A 17,786-nucleotide genomic window follows, 5' to 3' on the forward strand; every position below is an offset into this window, starting at 1 on the left:
TTTCCCTTGGGGTTTTCCGCGTTTCCCCCTCGGGCCTGGCGCCGCGCGGGCCGGGCCCGCTTGCCTTGAAGCCCTTCTCGCGCGGCATCCGAGGCTAATCTTACGCACACCCCTCCCTCATGTCAAGCCTAGCCGCCCTTGCCTTAAGGCTTCCTTTAGCTTCCCGGGACCGCGCTTCCCCCACGCCTTTCACCCCCTTTCTCCAAGTTGCCCTGGCCCCGTCAGGCCAGGGTCAGGGTAGCCCCGGGGGCCTGAACGGAGCCTGAACGGGGCGTGAACAGGGGATATAGTAGAGGCCATGACGGTCTACCTTCCAGACGGCAAGCCCCTGGAGCTCCCCCCGGGGGCCACGGCGAAGGACGTGGCCCGGGCCCTGGGGGAGGGCTGGGAGAGGCGGGCGGTGGGGGCCATCGTGGACGGGGAGCTCTACGACCTCCTAAAGCCCCTCCCCGAGGGGGCGAAGGTGCGCCTCCTCACGGAGAAGGACCCCGAGTTCCAGACCCTCTTCCGCCACACCCTGGCCCACGTCCTGGCCCAGGCGGTGAAGGAGTTCTTCCGGGAGAAGGGCTACGATCCGGAAAGCGTGAGGCTCGGGGTGGGGCCCGTGATTGAGAAGGGCTTCTACTACGACATAGAAGCCCCCGAGCCCCTCTCCGACGAGGACCTCCCCGCCATAGAGGCGAAGATGCGGGAGATCCTCAAGCGGGACCTCCCCCTAAAGCGCTTCGTCCTCTCCCGGGAGGAGGCCTTAGCCCGCTATCGGGGGAAGGACCCCTACAAGACGGAGCTCGTCCTGGAGATCCCCGAGGGGGAGGAGATCAGCTTCTACCAGCAGGGGGACGAGGCCTACGGCTTCACCGACCTCTGCCGTGGGCCCCACGTGCCCTCCACGGGGCGCATCCCCCCCCACTTCAAGCTCACCCACGTGGCGGGGGCCTACTGGCGGGGGGACGAGAAAAGGCCCATGCTGCAAAGGGTCTACGGGGTGGCCTTCCGCACCGCCGAGGAACTTAAAGAATACCTCTGGCAGCTGGAGGAGGCCAAGAAACGGGACCACCGGCGCCTGGGCCGGGAGCTGGAGCTCTTCCTCATAGACCCCATGGTGGGGAAGGGCCTGGTGCTCTGGCTTCCCAAGGGGAACGTGGTCCGGGAGGAGCTCATGGCCTTCATGCGGGAGGAGCAGGTGAGGCGGGGCTACCAGCTCGTGACCACGCCCCACATCGGGAGCCTGGAGCTCTACAAGACCAGCGGCCACTACCCCTACTACGCGGAAAGCCAGTTCCCCCCCATCAGCTTCAAGGAGCGGGGCGAGGAGGAGGAGTACCTCCTCAAGCCCATGAACTGCCCCCACCACATCAGGATCTACGCCTACCGGAAGCGCTCCTACCGGGAGCTTCCCCTGAGGCTTGCCGAGTTCGGCACCGTCTACCGCTACGAGAAGGCGGGGGAGCTTCTGGGCCTCACAAGGGTTAGGGGCTTCACCCAGGACGACGCCCACATCTTCTGCACCCCCGAGGAGGTGAAGGGGGAGTTTCTCGGGGTCTTGGACCTGGTCCTTAAGGTCTTCGCCACCCTGGGGCTTAGGGACTACCGGGCCCGGATCGGGGTGCGGGACCCGAGAAGCGGCAAGTACGTGGGGGACGAGGCCAAGTGGGCCCTGGCGGAGCGGCAGATTGAGGAGGCGGCCCTCGAGGCCGGGCTCCAGTACACCGTGGAGCCGGGGGACGCCGCCTTCTACGGCCCCAAGCTGGACTTCGTGGTGAAGGACGCCCTGGGGCGGGAGTGGCAGCTCGGCACCATCCAGGTGGACTACAACCTGCCCGAGCGCTTCGGGCTGACCTACGTGGGCAAAGACGGGGAGGAGCACCGCCCCGTGATGCTCCACCGGGCCCCCTTCGGCTCCTTGGAGCGCTTCATCGGCATCCTCATTGAGCACTTCGCCGGGGACTTCCCCCTGTGGCTCGCCCCGGTGCAGGCGGTGGTGGTCCCCGTGTCCGAGAAGCAGGAGGACTACGCCCGGGAGGTGGCGGGTAGGCTCAAGGAGGCGGGCCTACGGGCCGAGGCCGACACCCGGCCCGAGAGGATGCAGGCCCGGATCCGGGACGCCGAGGTGCAGAAGGTGCCCTACATCCTCGTGGTGGGGGAGCGGGAGAAGGCCGAAGGAGCGGTGAGCGTGCGCCGCCGGAAGAAGGGCAACCTGGGGACGATGCCCCTCGCCCGCTTCCTGGAAGGGGCCCTAAGGGAGTACCGGGAAAGGCTTCTAGAGCCGGTCTTCTGATGCGGGCGAGGTCCACCCTCTTCACCCTGTTCGTGGAGTACGTCTACCCGGAACGGGCGGCCCGGGTGCGGGACCTCGTGGCCATGATGGCCGCCCTGGGCTTCTCGGAGATGGCGGTGCGGGCGGCGCTTTCCCGGAGCGCCAAGCGGGGCTGGGTGGTGCCCAAGCGGGAGGGGCGGGCCGCCTACTACGCCCTCTCCGACCGGGTCTACTGGCAGGTGCGCCAGGTGCGCCGCCGCCTCTACGGCTCCCTCCCCCCGTGGGACGGGCGCTTCCTCCTCGTCCTTCCCGAGGGGCCCAAGGACCGGGGGGAGAGGGAAAGGTTCCGGCGGGAGATGGCCCTTTTGGGCTACGGGGGGCTACAGAGCGGGGTCTATCTGGGGGTCGGGGTGGACCTCGAGGCCACCCGGGAGCTCCTCGGCTTCTACGGCCTCGCCGCCACCTGCTTCCAAGGGGAGCTTCTCGGGGGAAAGGAGGAGGTCCTCAGGGCCTTCCCCCTGGAGGAGGCCAAGGCGGGCTACGGGCGGCTTGCCGCCCTCCTGGACCAAAGCCCCGAGGACCCCGTGGAGGCCTTCCGCCACCTCACCCGGCTCGTCCACGAGGCAAGGAAGCTCCTCTTCCTGGACCCGGGCCTCCCCCAGGAGCTCCTGGGCCCTGAGTTTCCAGGGCCAAAGGTGCGCCGCCTCTTCCTTTCGGCCCGGGAGGGGCTGAGGGCCCGGGCGGCCCCCTTCCTCAAGGAGCTTTCCCTCCCCCTTTCAGACCTCTCATCCCTTCCCCGGTAGGCTTAGGGGCATGAGGGGACTTCCCGCCCTTCTGCCCGTCCTTTCCCTGGCCCTGGCCCAGACGGTCATCCCCTTCTGGCACACCGCAGGCCCTCCCGGCGACCGGGTCCTGGAGGAGGCGATCCGCTCCTTCAACGCGGGCCAGAACGCCTACCGCCTCGAGGCCCGCTACGTGGGGGACTACCGGGAGGCGGGGGTGAAGCTCCTCTCCGCCCTGCGGGCAGGAGGCGCCCCGGCCCTCTTCCACGCCGAGCTTTCCTTCCTGCCCCGCCTGGCCCAGGAGGGGGTGGCCCTGCCCCTGGACCCTTACCTGCAAAACCTCCCCCAGGACCTCCACCCGGAGGCCCTGCGGGCGGCCCAGGTGAAGGGGAAGACCTACGGCCTCCCCCTGGGGCTTTCCGTGCCCGCCCTCTACTACAACAAAGACGCCTTCCGGGCCAAGGGGCTTAGGGCCCCCAGGACCTGGGCCGAGGTGGAGGAGGCGGCCGCCAAGCTCACGAGCCGCACCGCCAAGGGCCTGGTGGTCTCCACGGACATCTGGAGCTTCAACGCCGTGGTCATGAGCCTGGGGGGAAGCCTGGTGAAGGACGGGCTTCCCGCCTTCACCTCTAAAGAAGTGGTGGAGGCCCTGGAGATGCTCTACCGCATGGTGCAAAGGGGCCACGCCCAGGCCAGGAACCTGGCGGAGGCCTCCTTCGCCGTGGCCGACTTCCTGCGCACCAAGGCCTTCATGGGGCTTGCCCCCACCACCGCCTTGCCCGTGGTCCTCTCCCAGACCTCCTTGCCCTTCGGGGTGGGTATGGCCCCCCTGCCCCGGCGGGAAGGGGGGGCGGTGCCCCTCTCGGGAGCGGCCCTGGTGGTCCTCAAGGGGGCAAGCCCCGAGGGGGCCCGGGGGGCAGTGGCCTTCTGGCTCCACTTCCTGGAGCCCAGGCGCCAGGCCGCCTGGGTGCGCACCACCTGGTACCTGCCCTTGAGGCGGGCGGCGGAGGCCGAGCTTAAGGACTTCCTCCAAGACCCCGAGCGGCAGGCGGTCTTCGCCCAAGGGGAGGTGGCCCGCCCCTGGAGCCAGGACCCCGAGCTTGTGGTCTGGTACGGCTACCTGGAGGAGGCCCTGGAGAAGAGCCTCAAGCAGGGGGTGAGGCCCCGGGAGGCCCTGGAGGAGGCCCAGAAGAGGGCCCTGGCGGCGGAGAAGCGCTGAGGCCCCCTTGACCGAACCCTGACGGGAAGGGTGGTAGAATCCACCCCATGAGAAAGCTCTGGCCCCTGGCCCTTCTCCTCCTTCCCGCCTTGGCCCAGACGGAGATCCCCTTCTGGCACGCCATGGACGGCCCGGCGGGAAGGCTCATCGCCGCCTTCGCCCAGGAGTTCAACGGCAGGCAGGGCCAGTACCGGGTCCTGCCCCAGTACGTGGGGGACTACCGGGACGCGGAGACCAAGCTGGTGGCCGCCCTGCGCACGGGAGGGGGACCGGTGCTTTTCCAGGCGGAGATCTCCTTCTTCCCCCGCCTGGTGGCCGAGGGGAAGGCGGTGGCCCTAGACCCCTACCTGGCCCTGGACCAGGCCTTTGTGGAGGACCTCTTTGAGCCCGCCTGGAACTACGGGGTGGTGGAGGGGAGGCGCTTTGGCCTCCCCTTCAACACCTCCACCCCGGTCCTCTTCTACAACCTGGACGCCTTCCGGGCCAAGGGGCTCAAGGCCCCCAGGAACTGGAAGGAGTTTGAGGAGACGGCCAAGGCCCTCACCACCCGCCAGGCCAAGGGGTTCATCTTCGTCACCGACCCCCAGGCCTGGCTCTTTGAGGCCATGGTGACGAGCCGGGGGGGCAACCTGGTGAAGGACGGGAGGCCCAACTTCACCTCCAAGGAGGCCCTGGACGCCCTGGAGACCCTTCACCGCCTGAACCGGGCGGGGGCGCTTTCCGCCCGGAGCATGGCCGAGGCCACCTTCGCCCAGCTGGACTTCGTGCGCACCAAGGGGATGATGGTCATGGCCTCCATCGCCAACTGGCCCGCCGCGGAGAACTTCTCCTTCGCCTTCACCCTGGGGGTCGCCCCCGTGCCCCGGGAAGCCGGGGGGAAGGTGCCCATGGGGGGCGCGCAGCTTGTGGTGCTCCAGGGGTCCAAGGAGGCCCAGATCCGGGGGGCCTTGGAGTTCTGGAAGTACCTCATGGAGCCCAGGAACGTGGCCCGCTGGGTGGAGGCCAGCTACTACGTACCCGTGCGCAAGTCGGCCCTCCCCCTCCTGGAGGGCTTCTACCGGGAAAACCCCTTCCGCAAGGTGGCCTTTGAGCAGATCGCCTACGCCCAGGAGCGGCCTCGAGTCCCCCAGTTCTCCACCTGGGCGGGCCTTTTGGCCGAGGCCCTGGAGAAAAGCCTCAAGGGGAACATCCCCCCGCAAAAGGCCCTGGAAGAGGCCCAGAGGAAGGCGGAGGCCATCCGGTAGGATGGGGGCCATGCGCCTAGGCTTTAGCCCCTTCAACGCCGAGCTTGGCTACGAGAAGGCCTTCCCCCTGGCGGCGGAGCTCGGGCTGGACCTGGAGGTGGCCTACGACCTCCACGAGGTCCTGCCCCTCCCCGGGCCGAAGGACCTTAAGGCCACGGGGGAGGCCCTGGGGGTGGGCTTCACCCTCCACCTCCCCTTCGTGGAGCTGAACCCGGCAAGCCTCATCCCGAGCGTCCGCAAGCTCTCCCAAGAGCGCCTCCTCCGGGCTTTGGAGTTCGGGGAGGCCCTGGGGGCCAGGGTGGGGGTCCTCCACACGGGCCAAGTGCCCCTCCGCCACCCCCTGGCCCTCTCCCTGGCCCGGGAGGCCCTGGAGGAGACCCTCGCCCTCCTCGCCCCTTCCCCCATTCCCCTGGCCCTGGAAAACCTGGCCCTAGAGGAAGGGGACCTCCTGCGGGGCCCCGAGGAGCTCAAGGGCCTCCTGGACCGCTTTCCCGGGCTTGGCTTCTGCCTGGACGTGGGCCACGCCCTGGTGGAGCTCGGGCCCAGGGGGCCTCTCCTCTACTGGGAGGCCCTAGGGGAAAGGCTTCTCCACCTCCACCTCCACGACAACCACGGGCGAAAGGACGACCACCTCCCCGTGGGGGCGGGAAGCGTCCCCTGGGAGGCCCTGGCCCCCCTTCTCAGGGGGTTTTCCGGGACGGCGGCCCTCGAGGTGGGCGGGAAGGAAGGGGGCGTCCGGCAAAGCGCTCGCCGCCTAAGAGCCCTCCTCGCCCCCTAAGGGGACATCTGTCCTTGCGGGGATACCCTTATAGTGGTGGGGTGGGGGTTTGTACCCCTCTTCACATAGGGAGGCAGAATGGTCGTAGACCGGATTGAGGTGTACCTGGACGGGGCCCAGGAGCCCCTGGCGGTGCTCAAGGAACCCCCTTACCGGCTTAAGCTGGACACCCGAAAGCTCCCCGACGGGGAGCACACCCTCCGGGTGGTGACCCACTTCCGCGGGGGAGGGCAGGAGATCCGGGAGATTCCCTTCACCGTCAACAACTACCCCGACGTCCTCGTCCTGGGGGTGGACGAAGGGGGCGAGGTGGCGGGGGAGGTGGAGCTTCGCCTTAGCGTGGGCGAGCCCGAGCTCCCCGTGGAGCCGGTGCGCTTCAACCCCATCTGGTACGCCGTGGCCGCCGTGGTGGTCCTGGGCGGCATCTGGAGCTACTTCGCCCTAAGCCCGGCGGCGGAGCGCATCGTGGAAGAAGTGGCCCCCCCCGCCCAGGAGGCCAAGGCCGAAGGGACCGGCCAGGCCGCGGCGCCCGCGGGGGTGGACCCGGCCCTCATGGAGAAGGGCAAGGCCATCTACGAGGCGAACTGCGCCGCCTGCCACCAGGCGAACGGCCAGGGGATGCCCCCCGCCTTCCCGGCCCTGGCGGGGAACGCCAACCTCAAGGACGCCAACCTGATCCTGAACGTGGTGAAGAACGGGCGGGGCGCCATGCCCGCCGTGGGGGCCAACTTCAGCGAGGAGGAGCTCAAGGCCGTGGCCACCTACATCCGCAACAGCTTCGGCAACAGCTTCGGCCCCGTGGAGTAAAGGAGGGAGGATGTACCGCAACGACCCCATCCTGCCCACCTTCGCCCTCATCCTGGCGGCTGGCCTCTTCTACGCCGCCTACCTGGACGGCCTCCACATCGCCCGCCTCCTGGGCCACGCCCCCGAGGACCTCTCCGTGGGCCAGATCGGGCTTATGGCCTTCGGGGCCGTCCTCCTCCTCTACGGGCTCATCGGCCTCGTCTCCTACTGGCTGGAAGGCGTGGAGCTCCGCCCCGGCCGCCACTTTCCCACCCCCTCCACCGCCCCCGTGGCCGCGGGCGTCATTTTGGTCCTCCTCCTCACCGCCCTTTCCGGCTTCTTCGTGCGGCTCCTCGCCTACTCCGCCCAGACCGGGCACAACCCCACCTGGCTCCAGGGCCTGGTCTTCGGGAGCATCAGCCTGGTGGTGGCCGCCCTCTTCGGCATCTACAAGAAGTTCTTCGGCCGCGACGAGGTGATCACCGAAGAGGAGAAGGGCGAGTTCCCCTGGTAAGAGGTGACCCATGGACGAACGCGAGATCCGCTTGCGCCAATCCCGTAGGCGGCTTTTCCTGAAGACCGCCATCGGCACCGGCATCGGCCTCTCCCTGGTCTCGGCCTTCTACGTGGGGGCAAGCCTCCGCCCCAAGGCCGAGGTCACGCCGGAGAAGGAGCCTTTAAAGCCCGGGGACATCCTGGTCTACGCCCAGGGCGGAGGCGAACCCAAGCCCATCCGCCTCGAGGAGCTCAAGCCCGGGGACCCCTTCGTCCTCGCCTACCCCATGGACCCCAAGACCAAGGTGGTGAAAAGCGGCGAGGCCAAGAACACGGTCCTGGTGGCGCGCTACCTCCCCGAGGAGCTCTCCCCAGAGGTGGCCCAGCACGCCATAGAAGGCGCCGTGGCCTACTCCGCCGTCTGCACCCACCTGGGGTGCATCATCAGCCAGTGGGTGGCGGAGAAGAAGGCGGGCCTCTGCCCCTGCCACGGGGGGGTCTACGACCTGGCCCACGGGGCCAAGGTGGTCGCCGGGCCGCCGCCTAGGCCCGTGCCCCAGCTCCCCCTCAAGGTGGAGGATGGGGTCTTGGTGGCCGCCGGGGAGTTCTTGGGCGAGGTGGGGGTGAAGGCGGAGAGCGGCTTCTGCCGCCACGTCTAGGAGGCAAGCATGTACAAGTGGCTGGACGAACGCCTGGACCTCACGGGGCTTTACCAAAAGGTTCTCCGCAAGGCCTTTCCCGTGCACCACTCCTTCTTCCTGGGGGAGATCACCCTCTTCGCCTTTATCGTCCTGGTCCTCACCGGGATCTTCCTCACCTTAAACTACGAACCCTCCATCCGGGAGGTGAAGCTCCCCGACGGGCGCGCGGTGCCCGCGGCCTACGGGAGCGTCCTCTACATAGATAGCCTCCCCTTCGGGGCCGTGATCCGGAGCCTTCACCACTGGTCGGCCCACGTGATGATCGCCGCGGCCTTCCTCCACATGCTCCGGATCCTCCTCTCCGGGGCCTACAAGAAGCCCCGGGAGCTCAACTACCTGGTGGGCCTTGGGCTTCTGGGCCTCGCCGTGGTCACCGCCTTCACCGGCTACGCCCTCCCCTACGACAACTACGCCGTGACCGCCACCCGCATCGGCTACGGGATCGCGAATTCCATCCCCTGGATCGGGGGCGCCTTGGCCCAGGTGATGTTCGGCGGGGAGTTCCCGGGCTCGGAGAAGTCCATCCCCCGGCTTTTTAGCCTCCACGTCCTCTGGCTTCCCCTCCTCCTCATGGGGCTCATCGGGCTTCACCTGGTCATCATGATCAAGCAGAAGCACACCCAGCCCCGCTACGCCGAGCGCATCGCCCCGGGGAAGATCCTGGGCGTGCCCATGTACCCCCAGCAGATGGTCATGATGCTCATCCTCTTCGCCCTCTACGTGGGGATCATGGCCATGATCGCCGGGGCTTTCCTGGCCCACCCCATTGAGGCCTTCGGCCCGCCCACCCCCAACACCCCGGCGGTGAAGCCCGACTGGTACTTCCTCTGGATCTACGGCATCCTGCAGCTCATCCCCTCCAGCTGGGAGTTCCGCCTCTTCGGGGCCACCATCGGGCCGGAGTTCATCGGGGGGGCGGTGGTTCCGGGGATCCTGGCCGTGGTGGGGCTGCTCTTGCCCTTCGTGGACACCCGCAAGGACAAGATGCGCTACATGGAGCTTCCCTCGGAGCACCCGGTGCGCACGAGCGCCGTCTTGGCCCTGCTGGTCTTCTTCCTCATGGCCAGCCTCGCGGGGTACAAGATTGACTTCCAGCAGCAGGGTTACCTCCTGGGGAACACCGCCGTGCTCTGGACCCTGGTCCTGGGGGCGCCCCTCCTCACCTTCTTCCTTACCTACGTCCTGATGCGCATCTTCTACGGGGAAAAAGAGAAAAAGGCCCTGGAATAGCCCCCCATCAAAGGGAAAGCCCCCGCCAAAGGCGGGGGCTTTAACGCCTTAAGCCTACTTCTCCTCTTCCAGGCCCAGGCTTGCCAGGAGGTCGCCGTAGAGGTCTCCCAGCTTCACGCTGGCGGCGGCGGCGGGCACGGCGGAGGCGTCGTAGAGGTTGTACTCGGCCACGGCGCCGTACTCGTACTCCCGGCGCTCCTCGCGGCGGGAAGGGGCCTTGCGCTTGCCCCGGGCCTCCTTGCCCTTGGGGCGGCGAGGCTTCTCCTCCTCGGCCTTGGGAGGCGGAGGGGGCAGGAGGCGCTTGCGGGAGAGGGAGATGCGCTGTTCCACGGGGTCAATGTTGAGGACCACCACCTCCATCTCGTCCCCCTTCTTAAAGAGGGCGGCAGGGTTCTCCACGCGCCCGTGGTCCAGCTCGGAAACGTGGACCAGGCCCTCCATGCCGGGCTCCACCTCCACGAAGACCCCGAAGTCGGTGACCCCGGTGACCCGGCCCTTGACCACGCTGCCGGGGGGGTACTTCTCCGTGAGCTGCTGCCAGGGGTCGGGCTGGGTCTGCTTGAGGCCCAGGGAGAGGCGGCGCTCGGCGGGGTCCAGCCGGAGGACCACGGCCTCCACCTCGTCCCCCTCCTTCACCACCTCGGAGGGGTGCTTGGGGCGCTTGGTCCAGGAGAGCTCGGAGATGTGGATCAGGCCCTCGAGGCCCGGCTCCACCTCCACGAAGGCCCCGAAGGGGGTGAGGCCCACCACCTTGCCCCGGACCCGGGTGCCCACGGGGTACTTCTCCGCCACCGTGGTCCAGGGGTCGGGGATGAGGGCCTTGATGGAGAGGTTGACCCGCTCCTTGGCCGGGTCCACGGAAAGCACCTGGGCCCGCACCTTCTGGCCCTTCTGGATCACCTCCCGGGGGTGGCCGAAGCGGCCCCAGGTGATCTCCGAGCGGTGCACCAGGCCGTCCACGGGCCCCAGGTTGACGAAGGCCCCGAAGTCCGTGACGTCGGCCACGGTGCCCTCCACCACCTGCCCGGGCTGGAGGCTCTGCAGGAAGGCCTCCTTGGCCTTCTTCTGCTCCTCTTCCAAGAGCACCCGGCGGGAAAGGAGCACCCGGCCTTTCTTGCGGTTAAACTCAATGATCCTGGCCTGAATCGGCTGGCCCAGGTAGGCGTCCAGGTTAGGGGTACGCCTCAGGTCCAGCTGGGAGGCGGGGATGAAGGCCTCCACGCCGTCCAGGTCGGCGACCACGCCCCCTTTGACCTTCTCCTTCACCGTGGCGGTGACCGGCTCCCCCTTCTCGTAGAGGGCCTGGATCTGGTCCCAGCGCTCCTGGGCCTCCACCTTCTTGCGGGAGAGGAGGATCTGCCCCGTCTCGGGGTCCACCTTGATCACCTGGACCCGCACGGTGTCCCCAGGCTTCAGGAGGTTCTTGAGCTCCTCCTCGGGGAGGGCCTTCTCCGTGAGCTGGTTGAAGGGGATGATGCCTTCCGTCTTCGCGCCGATGTCTACCGCCACACCTTCGGAACCCACCAAGACCACTTTGCCCGTCAGGACCTGGCCGGGACGCACCCGTTTCTCCAGGCGGGCCTCGGTCTCCTGAAGGGCCTCTTCCATGCTGAAGGTCTTTTCTGGGGTCTGGGTCGCCTTTTCTTCCATGCCGCCTCTTTCCTCCTTACGCGCCTTCCCTTAAGAAGGCGGGCGCACTTTGCGCTCGTCCACACGAAAAGGCGGGGGAGAACGCTTACTCCCCGCTCCCGTGTGAACCGGCCCCGAAGGGCATACCCTTCCTTTATACCACGGGGTGGCCTCCTTGCCAAGGGGCACCGGGCCTTACGGGACGGGGCATAATGGGGCCATGGAAACCCTGGAATGGATGAAGTGGAGGCTTCCCGATTTCCTCAAGGACCTCGAGGCCTTCGTGGGCCGGGAGTCCCCCTCGGGGGACCTCGCGGGCCTCAGGGAGGCCGCGGCCTTCCTGGAAGAGGCCTTCGGGCCCCTGGAAGGCCGCCTCTCCCGCAAGGACACCCCCAAGGGCCCCGTTCTCCTCCTCAAGCGGGAAGGGGAAGGGGCCCCGGTGCTCGTCCTCTGCCACTACGACACCGTCCACCCCAAGGGGAGCTTCCCCGAGCCCTTCCGCCTGGAGCGGGAGAAGGCCATCGGCCCCGGGGTCTACGACATGAAGGGGGGCATCATCGCCCTCCTCTACGCCCTGCGCCACGCCGAGGCCACGGGGCGTAGGCTTCCTCCCCTCGAGGTCCTCTTCACCCCCGACGAGGAGGTGGGCTCCCCGGAAAGCCGCCCCCTCATTGAGGCCGCCGCCAGGAAGGCCCGGGCGGTGCTGGTCCTGGAACCCCCTACGGCGGAAGGGGACCTGAAGGTGGCCCGCAAGGGGGTGGGGCTTTACCGGCTGAAGGCCATCGGCAAGGCCGCCCACCAGGGGGTGGAGCCGGAGAAGGGGGTGAACGCCATCCTGGAGCTCGCCCACCAGGTCCTCAAGGTGGCGGCCCTGGAGGACCGGGAGAAGGGCACCACCCTGGGCCCCAACGTGGTGCGGGGGGGGACGGTCTCCAACGTGGTGGCCGAGGAGGCCGAGGTGGAGGTGGACCTCAGGGCCTGGACCCTGGAGGAGGCCAGGCGGGTGGAGGAAGGGCTTAAGGCCCTAAAGCCCGTCCTGCCGGGGGCCAGGCTCGTGCTCTCGGGCGGCCTCAACCGCCCCCCCATGGAGCCCACCTCGGAAAGCCTCGCCCTCTTTGAGAAAGCCCGGGAAATCGGGGAGAGGCTAGGCCTCGCCCTGCGCCCGGGCAGGGTGGGCGGGGGTTCGGACGGGAACTTCACCGCCGCCTTAGGGGTGCCCACCCTGGACGGCCTGGGGCTTTTCGGGGGCGACGCCCACCAGAGGACGGAGTACGTGGTGGTGCCGGAGATCCCCCGGCGGGCGGCCCTCCTCGCCGAACTCCTCTACGCCCTATGAGCCCCTCCGCCCAAAGGGTGCAGGAGGCCCTGCGCGGGCGGGGCTTCCCCCACCTCGAGGTGGTGGAGCTTCCCGCCTCCACCCGCACCGCCGAGGAGGCGGCGAGGGCGGTGGGGGCGGAGGTGGGCCAGATCGTGAAGAGCCTGGTCTTCGTGGGGAAAAGGGCCTACCTCTTCCTGGTGAGCGGGAAGAACCGCCTGGACCTGAGGAAGGCCGAGGCCCTGGTGGGAAGCCCCCTGCGCCGGGCCACCCCCGAGGAGGTGCGGGCCCTCACGGGCTTCGCCATCGGGGGCGTCCCCCCGGTGGGGCACAGCACGCCCTTGCCCACCTACCTGGACGAGGACCTCCTCCGCTACCCCGAGGTCTGGGCGGCCGGAGGCACCCCGAGGGCCCTCTTCCGGGCCACCCCCGAGGAGCTCCTCGCCCTCACCGAAGCCCAGGTGGCGGACCTCAAGGAGGCCTAGCGATGTTCTTCCGCAAGGACCCCCACGTGAAGCCGGAGGGCCCCCTGGCCTTCCGGGTGCGGGTGCGCACGAAAAGCGGGGAAGTGGTGGAGCTCAGGCTCTCCAAGAGCATGGAGATCTCCCCCACGGAAGGGGGCTACTACGTGCGCAAGGAGATCGTGGCCCCCAAGAGCCTGGACCGGGCGGTGCTGGAGATCTGGTTTGACCGCCGCTACCGGCCCGTGCGCAAGGCCGTTGAGGGGGGTGAGCTTATACCTATTCGGGAATGGGCGGACTAGAATGGGGACATGGAAAAGGTCCTCTTCGGCCTCGGCCTCCTGGTCATGGTCTACAACGTCCTCTATGGCCTTCGGCTCAAGCGGGCCGCCCCCGGCGGGGTCATCGGGGAAAGGAGCGGGCAGATGCTCTTCTTCATCGCCTTCTTCGCCCTCGCCTACCTGGGGGTCCTGCTCCTCACCTGGAACGAGCCCAGTAGCCTCCTCCTTCTCCTCCTCTCCCTGGTCCTCCTCCTGGGGGCGGTCTTCGTCCACCTGGTGCTCCGCCTGGTGGACGCCATCCTGGCCTCCTTGTAGCCATGGTCTTCCGCCGCAACCCCTCCCCTCCCGAGAGCGAGTGGAAACCCACCCCGGAGGAGTGGCGGGTCTACGCCCTCTGCGACGGGCGGCGCACGGAGGAAGAGGTGGTGAGGGAAAGCGGCCTGGGGGAGGAAGCCTACCGGATTCTGGCGGGCCTTCTCAAGCGGGGCCTCATCCTCCCCGTGGAAAGCCCCGAGGCCCTTTGCGCCAAACTTACGGAGCTCCTTAAGGCTCGGCTTGGGCCCAAGGCCGAACCCTTCGTGAAGCGGCTGGAGGGGTGCTCAAGCCGGGAAAGCCTCGAGGAGGAGGCCCTGAGGGTGGCCCTGAAGGTCAAGCTCACCCTGGACCGAAGGGCCGGGGAGGAGCTGGAAAAGGCGGTGAAGGCCCTTTTCCGCTAGCCCCCCCAGCGAAGAACCCCCGCCGGGGCCCCCGTGCTGGCCCAAGCCAGCATGAGATGGCATTAAGTGGTTGCACGTTGATTTCGCCACATGGGACGCCGGAGGTAGGGCTCTGCGAAGGCTCTTTTGGGGTAGTTAAAAAAGCCTCCCCTCCAAAAAGGCCCGGCTCCTGGGGTCCTTGGGCCTTTGGAAGAAGCTCGGGGCGTCGGCGAGCTCCACCACCTGCCCCTGGAGGAGGAAGAGCACCCGCCCCGCCAGGCGCCGGGCCTGGAAGAGGTCGTGGGTGGCGAGAACCACCCCCCGGCCCTCCCGGGCGGCCTCCCGCAGGAGGTCCTCCACCCGGGCCACGTGGCTTGGGTCCAGGCTGGCGGTGGGCTCGTCCAGAAGGAGGACTTCCGGGTCCACGAGGAGGGTGCGGGCCAAGGCCAGGCGCACCGCCTCGCCCCCGGAGAGGGTGTGGGCGGCCTGGTGGGCCCTGGGCCCTAAGCCCACCCGCTCCAGCATGGCCTTGGCCCGCCGGTGGGCCTCCCCCTTGGGCACCCCGTGGAGGCGGAGGCCGAAGGCGGCGTTTTCCAGGACGCTCCGCCGCAGGAGGGGGGGGCTTTGGGGGAGGTAGACCCGGAAGCCCCCCTCCACCCGTCCCTCCTCGGGGGGAAGAAGGTCCGCGAGGAGGCGAAGGAGGGTGGTCTTGCCGCTTCCCGAGGGGCCCAGCACGGCCAAGACCTCCCCGGGGTGGACCTCGAGGCTCCCCACCTCCAGGGCAAACCCACCCCTCCGGTGGCGGAGCCCCTCGGCGCGCAAGACCGGCCTCATTCCCGCTCCAGGAGGACCAGAAGGGCGGTGACCAGTAGGGCCACCCCCAAAAGCACCATCCCCAAGGCCAAGGCCGCCTCCAGCTCCCCCTTGCGCGTCTCCACCACGATGGCCGTGGTGAGCACCCGGGTGTGGTGGCGGATATCCCCCCCCACCAGGGTGGCCGCCCCCACCTCGCTGATGGCCCCGCCGAAGCCCGCGGCCAGGGCCGCCGCCAGGGTGCGGCGGCTTTCCCCGAAGAGGGTGGGCAGGACCTGGGCCTCCTTACCCCCTAGGCTTCGCACCAGCAGCCTCACCTCCTCCACCCGGCCCCTGGCCCCGGAAAGGACGAAGGAGGCGATGAGGGGAAAGGCCAAAACCGCCTCCGCCAGCACCATGGCGTAGGGGGTATAGAGGAGCCCCAAGAACCCCAAGGGCCCCGACCGGGAGAGGAGGAGGTAGAGGAAAAGGCCCACCACCACCGAGGGCAGGGCCATCCCCGCGTAAAGGAGGACCCGGCCCCAAAGCCCTCCTCCCCCCCGCAGGGCGAGCCAAAGCCCAAGGGGCACGGCGGGAAGGGCGGCGAGGAAAGTGGCCGCCCCCGCCACCCACAGGCTTCGCAGGGTGATCTCCCAGAGTTCAGCGGCCTCCACCCACCGGCAAGATACACCCTCCCCGGAGGGGGCGGAAGAGGGAAACCCCTTCCGCCTTCAGAGACGCCACCAGAAGGGCCGCTTCCTCCGAGGCCAGGAACCGGCGGAACTCCCGGGCCTCCTGGAGCCTAGGCGACCCGGGAACGGCGTAGTAGCTGTACTGGTTGAGAAGAAGGGAGTCCTCCCTCCGGTAGAGGGCCTCGAGGCCCTGCCTCTTCCCCACGGTGAGGTGGGTGGCGAGGTCGGAGAGGGTGTAGGCCCCCTTCTCCGCCGCCAGGACCAAGGTCTGCCCCATCCCCGCCCCCGACTCCAGGTACCAGGGGGGGCCCGGCTCCACCCCCGCCCGCTTCCACAGGGAAAGCTCCTTGAGGTGGGTCCCGGAGCGGTCCCCCCGGGAGACGAAGGGCGCCTTGGCCTGGGCGATGCGCCGGAAGGCCTCGAGGACGTCCTTCGCCGCCCTCACCCGGGCGGGGTCCATGGGAGGCCCCACCAGGAGAAAGGTGTTGGCCGCCAGGCAAAACCCTTCCGCCAGGTGCCCCCGCTTCAAGGCCTCCGCCTCCAGCTCGGGAGCGTGGACCAGCACCGCGTCCACGTCGCCCCTTTCCGCAAGCTTTAAGGCCTGGCCCGTGCCCACCGCCAAGACCTCCACCTCTAGGCCCGTGGCCTTCTGGAAGGCGGGAAGAAGCCGGTCCAGAAGCCCGGAGTCGTACACGCTGGTGGTGGTGGCAAGCCGCAGGGCCTGGGCGAAGAGGAGAAAGGGAAGCAAGAGGCCCAGGAAACGCACGGCCCCAGTTTAGCATCGGGGCATGGACCCCCTGGCCGCCTACCTGGACCACCTGCGGCAAGGCCGCCCCTTTGAGGCCCACGAGGTCCTGGAGGAGGCCTGGCGGGAGGCCCAAGGGGAAAAGCGGCGCTTCCTGCAGGGGCTCATCCTCCTCGCCGCCGCGCTCCACCAGAAGGCCTTAGGCCGGGAGGGCCTGCGGAACCTGAGGAAGGCCGAGGCCAAGCTCCAGGGCTTTCCCTCCCCCTATCTGGGCGTGGACTGGGAGCCTCTCCTGGCCGAGGCCCGGCGTAGACTTGGGGGGTGAAGGCGGAGGTTTTGGTCTACCGCGGCGCGCTCGTGGAAAACCGGCACCGGGTCTCCCTGGCCGTCTATGGGAGGGAAGGGCTTTCGGCCTACGCCGGCGACCCCACCCTGGTGAGCTACCTTCGCTCCTCGGCCAAGCCCTTCCAGGCCCTGGCCCTCTTCCTCACGGGAGCGGTGGAGCGCTTCGGCCTCACGGAGGAGGAGATTGCCCTGGCCACCGCAAGCCACGACGGCACCGAGGCCCACGTGGAGGTGGCCGCCCGCTTCCTAAAAAAGCTCGGCCTAGGCCCGGAACATCTGGTCTGCGGGGTGCACCCGCCCTTCTCCCGGGAGGCGCGGAAGGCCCTGGAGGAGAAGGGGCTGGCCCCCACCCCCTTGCACCACAACTGCTCGGGCAAGCACGCGGGGATGCTGGCGGCGGCCCTGGCCCTGGGGGCTCCCACCGAGGGGTACGAGCGCCCAGACCACCCGGTGCAGCGCCTCAACCGGAAGACCCTGGCCGAACTCTCCGGCACAGAACCCCTCCACGCCACGGATGGGTGCAGCGTGCCCACCTTCGCCCTCTCCCTTTCCCGGGCGGCCCGGGCCTTCTACCTCCTGGCGTCCCCGGAGGAGGCCCCCTTGGCCTACCGGGAACCGCTAAGGCGCGTGCGGGAGGCCATGCGCCGCCACCCTCAGCTGGTGGCCGGGCCGGGAAGCATAGACACCCTCCTCATGGAACGCCTCCCCGTGGTGGCCAAGCGGGGGGCGGACGGCTACTACGGCCTCGCCCTGCTGGAAAGCCCCAGGGGGCCCTTGGGCCTGGCCTTAAAGGTGGAAGACGGCTCGGCCCAGGCCCGGGAGGTGATGGTGGTGGCCCTCCTCCGGGCGCTCGGGCTGGACCCCGGCCCTACCCCCTGGGACCGCCCCGAGGTGCGCAACCATCGGGGCCTTTTGGTGGGCCACCTCGAGGCCCGGCTAGAGCTTTCCTGGGTGTAGCCCTGGCTGTGGGCTTGCCTTGCAAAGGTCAGGAGGACGGGTGTATATCTTCCTCCTGATGGGCAAGCGCGGCTTCGTTCGCCGGGAGGCAAGCCCCAAGGAGGTCCTGGAACACTGCCTGCGCCTGGCCCGGGAGGTGGCCCCTCCCACCCCCAAAGGCAAGCGGGGCCGCCCCTGGCGCTACAGCCACGCCCTTTACCTGGCCATCCTTCTCTACCGCGCCTTCTTCCACCTCACCTACCGCGAGACGGAGGCCTCACTCCAGGACCTGATGGAAGGGCCTTTCCCTTCCCACCAGTCCCTGGCCCGCTACGCCCTCAAGCACCTGGACCCCAAACTCCTTGAGGCCCTCCTGGAGAGGCTTTCCCGGGAACTAGAGGCC

21 protein-coding genes are annotated in these 17,786 nt (G+C 68.8%); 17 read left to right on the forward strand and 4 right to left on the reverse strand.

The features are described from left to right. The first annotated feature begins 298 nt into the window (after positions 1-298). From thrS to BLP62_RS11695, 9 genes are all read left to right on the forward strand, one after another. Entirely contained in the window at positions 299-2,278 is a 1,980-nt protein-coding gene (gene thrS, locus BLP62_RS11655; protein ID WP_093008511.1) for a threonine--tRNA ligase, read from the forward strand. After that, positions 2,278-3,060: a PaaX family transcriptional regulator gene (locus BLP62_RS11660; protein WP_093008512.1), complete on the forward strand. Its 783-nt coding sequence runs from the start codon at positions 2,278-2,280 to the stop codon at positions 3,058-3,060. The genes thrS and BLP62_RS11660 overlap by 1 nt, the downstream gene beginning before the upstream one ends. 10 nt (positions 3,061-3,070) lie before the next feature. Continuing rightward, complete coding sequence (locus tag BLP62_RS11665) at positions 3,071-4,258, forward strand: ABC transporter substrate-binding protein (protein ID WP_093008513.1); 1,188 nt, start codon at positions 3,071-3,073, stop codon at positions 4,256-4,258. 47 nt (positions 4,259-4,305) lie between these two features. Further along, complete coding sequence (locus tag BLP62_RS11670; protein ID WP_093008514.1) at positions 4,306-5,502, forward strand: ABC transporter substrate-binding protein; 1,197 nt, start codon at positions 4,306-4,308, stop codon at positions 5,500-5,502. A 10-nt stretch (positions 5,503-5,512) separates the two neighbouring features. Next, on the forward strand, positions 5,513-6,280 hold the full coding sequence (locus tag BLP62_RS11675) for a sugar phosphate isomerase/epimerase family protein (protein WP_176758214.1): 768 nt from the start codon (positions 5,513-5,515) through the stop codon (positions 6,278-6,280). A gap of 78 nt (positions 6,281-6,358) precedes the next feature. Beyond that, on the forward strand, positions 6,359-7,087 hold the full coding sequence (locus tag BLP62_RS11680; RefSeq protein ID WP_093008516.1) for a c-type cytochrome: 729 nt from the start codon (positions 6,359-6,361) through the stop codon (positions 7,085-7,087). A gap of 10 nt (positions 7,088-7,097) precedes the next feature. Beyond that, positions 7,098-7,580, forward strand: a complete 483-nt coding sequence (locus BLP62_RS11685) for a cytochrome C (protein WP_093008517.1) — start codon at positions 7,098-7,100, stop codon at positions 7,578-7,580. A gap of 10 nt (positions 7,581-7,590) precedes the next feature. After that, a complete protein-coding gene (locus BLP62_RS11690; protein WP_093008518.1) occupies positions 7,591-8,220 on the forward strand; it encodes a QcrA and Rieske domain-containing protein in 630 nt (209 codons plus the stop codon). Positions 8,221-8,229: 9 nt separating this feature from the next. Beyond that, on the forward strand, positions 8,230-9,492 hold the full coding sequence (locus BLP62_RS11695; protein WP_093008519.1) for a cytochrome b: 1,263 nt from the start codon (positions 8,230-8,232) through the stop codon (positions 9,490-9,492). Positions 9,493-9,546: 54 nt separating this feature from the next. Here the strand turns inward: BLP62_RS11695 and BLP62_RS11700 are convergent, their stop codons facing one another. Beyond that, complete coding sequence (locus BLP62_RS11700; protein ID WP_093008520.1) at positions 9,547-11,142, reverse strand: 30S ribosomal protein S1; 1,596 nt, start codon at positions 11,140-11,142, stop codon at positions 9,547-9,549. A 199-nt stretch (positions 11,143-11,341) separates the two neighbouring features. Between BLP62_RS11700 and BLP62_RS11705 the strand changes: the two genes are divergently transcribed. From BLP62_RS11705 to BLP62_RS11725, 5 genes are read left to right on the forward strand one after another with little or no spacing between them, the layout of a single operon-like run. Continuing rightward, positions 11,342-12,457, forward strand: a complete 1,116-nt coding sequence (locus BLP62_RS11705; RefSeq protein WP_093008521.1) for a M20 family metallopeptidase — start codon at positions 11,342-11,344, stop codon at positions 12,455-12,457. Then, complete coding sequence (locus BLP62_RS11710) at positions 12,454-12,921, forward strand: YbaK/EbsC family protein (RefSeq protein ID WP_093008522.1); 468 nt, start codon at positions 12,454-12,456, stop codon at positions 12,919-12,921. The genes BLP62_RS11705 and BLP62_RS11710 overlap by 4 nt, the downstream gene beginning before the upstream one ends. Positions 12,922-12,923: 2 nt before the next feature. Beyond that, a complete protein-coding gene (locus BLP62_RS11715; RefSeq protein WP_093008523.1) occupies positions 12,924-13,199 on the forward strand; it encodes a hypothetical protein in 276 nt (91 codons plus the stop codon). Between the two features lie 9 nt (positions 13,200-13,208). After that, positions 13,209-13,493, forward strand: coding sequence for a hypothetical protein (locus BLP62_RS11720; RefSeq protein WP_093008524.1), 285 nt, complete (start codon positions 13,209-13,211; stop codon positions 13,491-13,493). Positions 13,494-13,495: 2 nt separating this feature from the next. Continuing rightward, on the forward strand, positions 13,496-13,894 hold the full coding sequence (locus tag BLP62_RS11725; RefSeq protein WP_093008525.1) for a hypothetical protein: 399 nt from the start codon (positions 13,496-13,498) through the stop codon (positions 13,892-13,894). A 135-nt stretch (positions 13,895-14,029) separates the two neighbouring features. Here the strand turns inward: BLP62_RS11725 and BLP62_RS11730 are convergent, their stop codons facing one another. Genes BLP62_RS11730 through BLP62_RS11740 form a run of 3 tightly spaced genes read right to left on the reverse strand, consistent with a single transcriptional unit; the run spans position 14,030 to position 16,123 of the window. Further along, positions 14,030-14,707 (reverse strand): ATP-binding cassette domain-containing protein, encoded by a 678-nt coding sequence (locus tag BLP62_RS11730; RefSeq protein WP_093008526.1) that lies wholly within the window; start codon positions 14,705-14,707, stop codon positions 14,030-14,032. After that, on the reverse strand, positions 14,704-15,339 hold the full coding sequence (locus tag BLP62_RS11735; protein WP_093008527.1) for an ABC transporter permease: 636 nt from the start codon (positions 15,337-15,339) through the stop codon (positions 14,704-14,706). Before BLP62_RS11735 ends, BLP62_RS11730 begins: the two co-directional genes overlap by 4 nt. After that, positions 15,326-16,123, reverse strand: coding sequence for an ABC transporter substrate-binding protein (locus BLP62_RS11740; RefSeq protein ID WP_093008528.1), 798 nt, complete (start codon positions 16,121-16,123; stop codon positions 15,326-15,328). Before BLP62_RS11740 ends, BLP62_RS11735 begins: the two co-directional genes overlap by 14 nt. Positions 16,124-16,145: 22 nt before the next feature. Between BLP62_RS11740 and BLP62_RS11745 the strand changes: the two genes are divergently transcribed. The 3 genes from BLP62_RS11745 to BLP62_RS13815 form a co-directional block, all read left to right on the forward strand. Beyond that, positions 16,146-16,427, forward strand: a complete 282-nt coding sequence (locus tag BLP62_RS11745) for a DUF309 domain-containing protein (RefSeq protein ID WP_093008529.1) — start codon at positions 16,146-16,148, stop codon at positions 16,425-16,427. Beyond that, positions 16,424-17,404 carry an asparaginase gene (locus BLP62_RS11750; protein WP_093008530.1) on the forward strand — a complete coding sequence of 327 codons (981 nt, stop codon included), beginning with the start codon at positions 16,424-16,426 and terminating at the stop codon, positions 17,402-17,404. Before BLP62_RS11745 ends, BLP62_RS11750 begins: the two co-directional genes overlap by 4 nt. 58 nt (positions 17,405-17,462) lie before the next feature. Beyond that, on the forward strand, positions 17,463-17,786 hold a 324-nt coding region (locus BLP62_RS13815), incomplete at its 3' end, for a transposase (protein WP_218121487.1).

This window comes from Thermus arciformis (assembly GCF_900102145.1).
Classification (GTDB): Bacteria; Deinococcota; Deinococci; order Deinococcales; family Thermaceae; genus Thermus; species Thermus arciformis.

Excerpts from the sequence above, each read along its gene's own strand:
- thrS (WP_093008511.1), top strand. The coding sequence starts at position 299 with ATGACGGTCTACCTTCCAGACGGCAAGCCCCTGGAGCTCCCCCCGGGG.
- BLP62_RS11660 (WP_093008512.1), top strand. The coding sequence starts at position 2,278 with ATGCGGGCGAGGTCCACCCTCTTCACCCTGTTCGTGGAGTACGTCTAC.
- BLP62_RS11665 (WP_093008513.1), top strand. The coding sequence starts at position 3,071 with ATGAGGGGACTTCCCGCCCTTCTGCCCGTCCTTTCCCTGGCCCTGGCC.
- BLP62_RS11670 (WP_093008514.1), top strand. The coding sequence starts at position 4,306 with ATGAGAAAGCTCTGGCCCCTGGCCCTTCTCCTCCTTCCCGCCTTGGCC.
- BLP62_RS11675 (WP_176758214.1), top strand. The coding sequence starts at position 5,513 with ATGCGCCTAGGCTTTAGCCCCTTCAACGCCGAGCTTGGCTACGAGAAG.
- BLP62_RS11680 (WP_093008516.1), top strand. The coding sequence starts at position 6,359 with ATGGTCGTAGACCGGATTGAGGTGTACCTGGACGGGGCCCAGGAGCCC.
- BLP62_RS11685 (WP_093008517.1), top strand. The coding sequence starts at position 7,098 with ATGTACCGCAACGACCCCATCCTGCCCACCTTCGCCCTCATCCTGGCG.
- BLP62_RS11690 (WP_093008518.1), top strand. The coding sequence starts at position 7,591 with ATGGACGAACGCGAGATCCGCTTGCGCCAATCCCGTAGGCGGCTTTTC.
- BLP62_RS11695 (WP_093008519.1), top strand. The coding sequence starts at position 8,230 with ATGTACAAGTGGCTGGACGAACGCCTGGACCTCACGGGGCTTTACCAA.
- BLP62_RS11700 (WP_093008520.1), bottom strand. The coding sequence starts at position 11,142 with ATGGAAGAAAAGGCGACCCAGACCCCAGAAAAGACCTTCAGCATGGAA.
- BLP62_RS11705 (WP_093008521.1), top strand. The coding sequence starts at position 11,342 with ATGGAAACCCTGGAATGGATGAAGTGGAGGCTTCCCGATTTCCTCAAG.
- BLP62_RS11710 (WP_093008522.1), top strand. The coding sequence starts at position 12,454 with ATGAGCCCCTCCGCCCAAAGGGTGCAGGAGGCCCTGCGCGGGCGGGGC.
- BLP62_RS11715 (WP_093008523.1), top strand. The coding sequence starts at position 12,924 with ATGTTCTTCCGCAAGGACCCCCACGTGAAGCCGGAGGGCCCCCTGGCC.
- BLP62_RS11720 (WP_093008524.1), top strand. The coding sequence starts at position 13,209 with ATGGAAAAGGTCCTCTTCGGCCTCGGCCTCCTGGTCATGGTCTACAAC.
- BLP62_RS11725 (WP_093008525.1), top strand. The coding sequence starts at position 13,496 with ATGGTCTTCCGCCGCAACCCCTCCCCTCCCGAGAGCGAGTGGAAACCC.
- BLP62_RS11730 (WP_093008526.1), bottom strand. The coding sequence starts at position 14,707 with ATGAGGCCGGTCTTGCGCGCCGAGGGGCTCCGCCACCGGAGGGGTGGG.
- BLP62_RS11745 (WP_093008529.1), top strand. The coding sequence starts at position 16,146 with ATGGACCCCCTGGCCGCCTACCTGGACCACCTGCGGCAAGGCCGCCCC.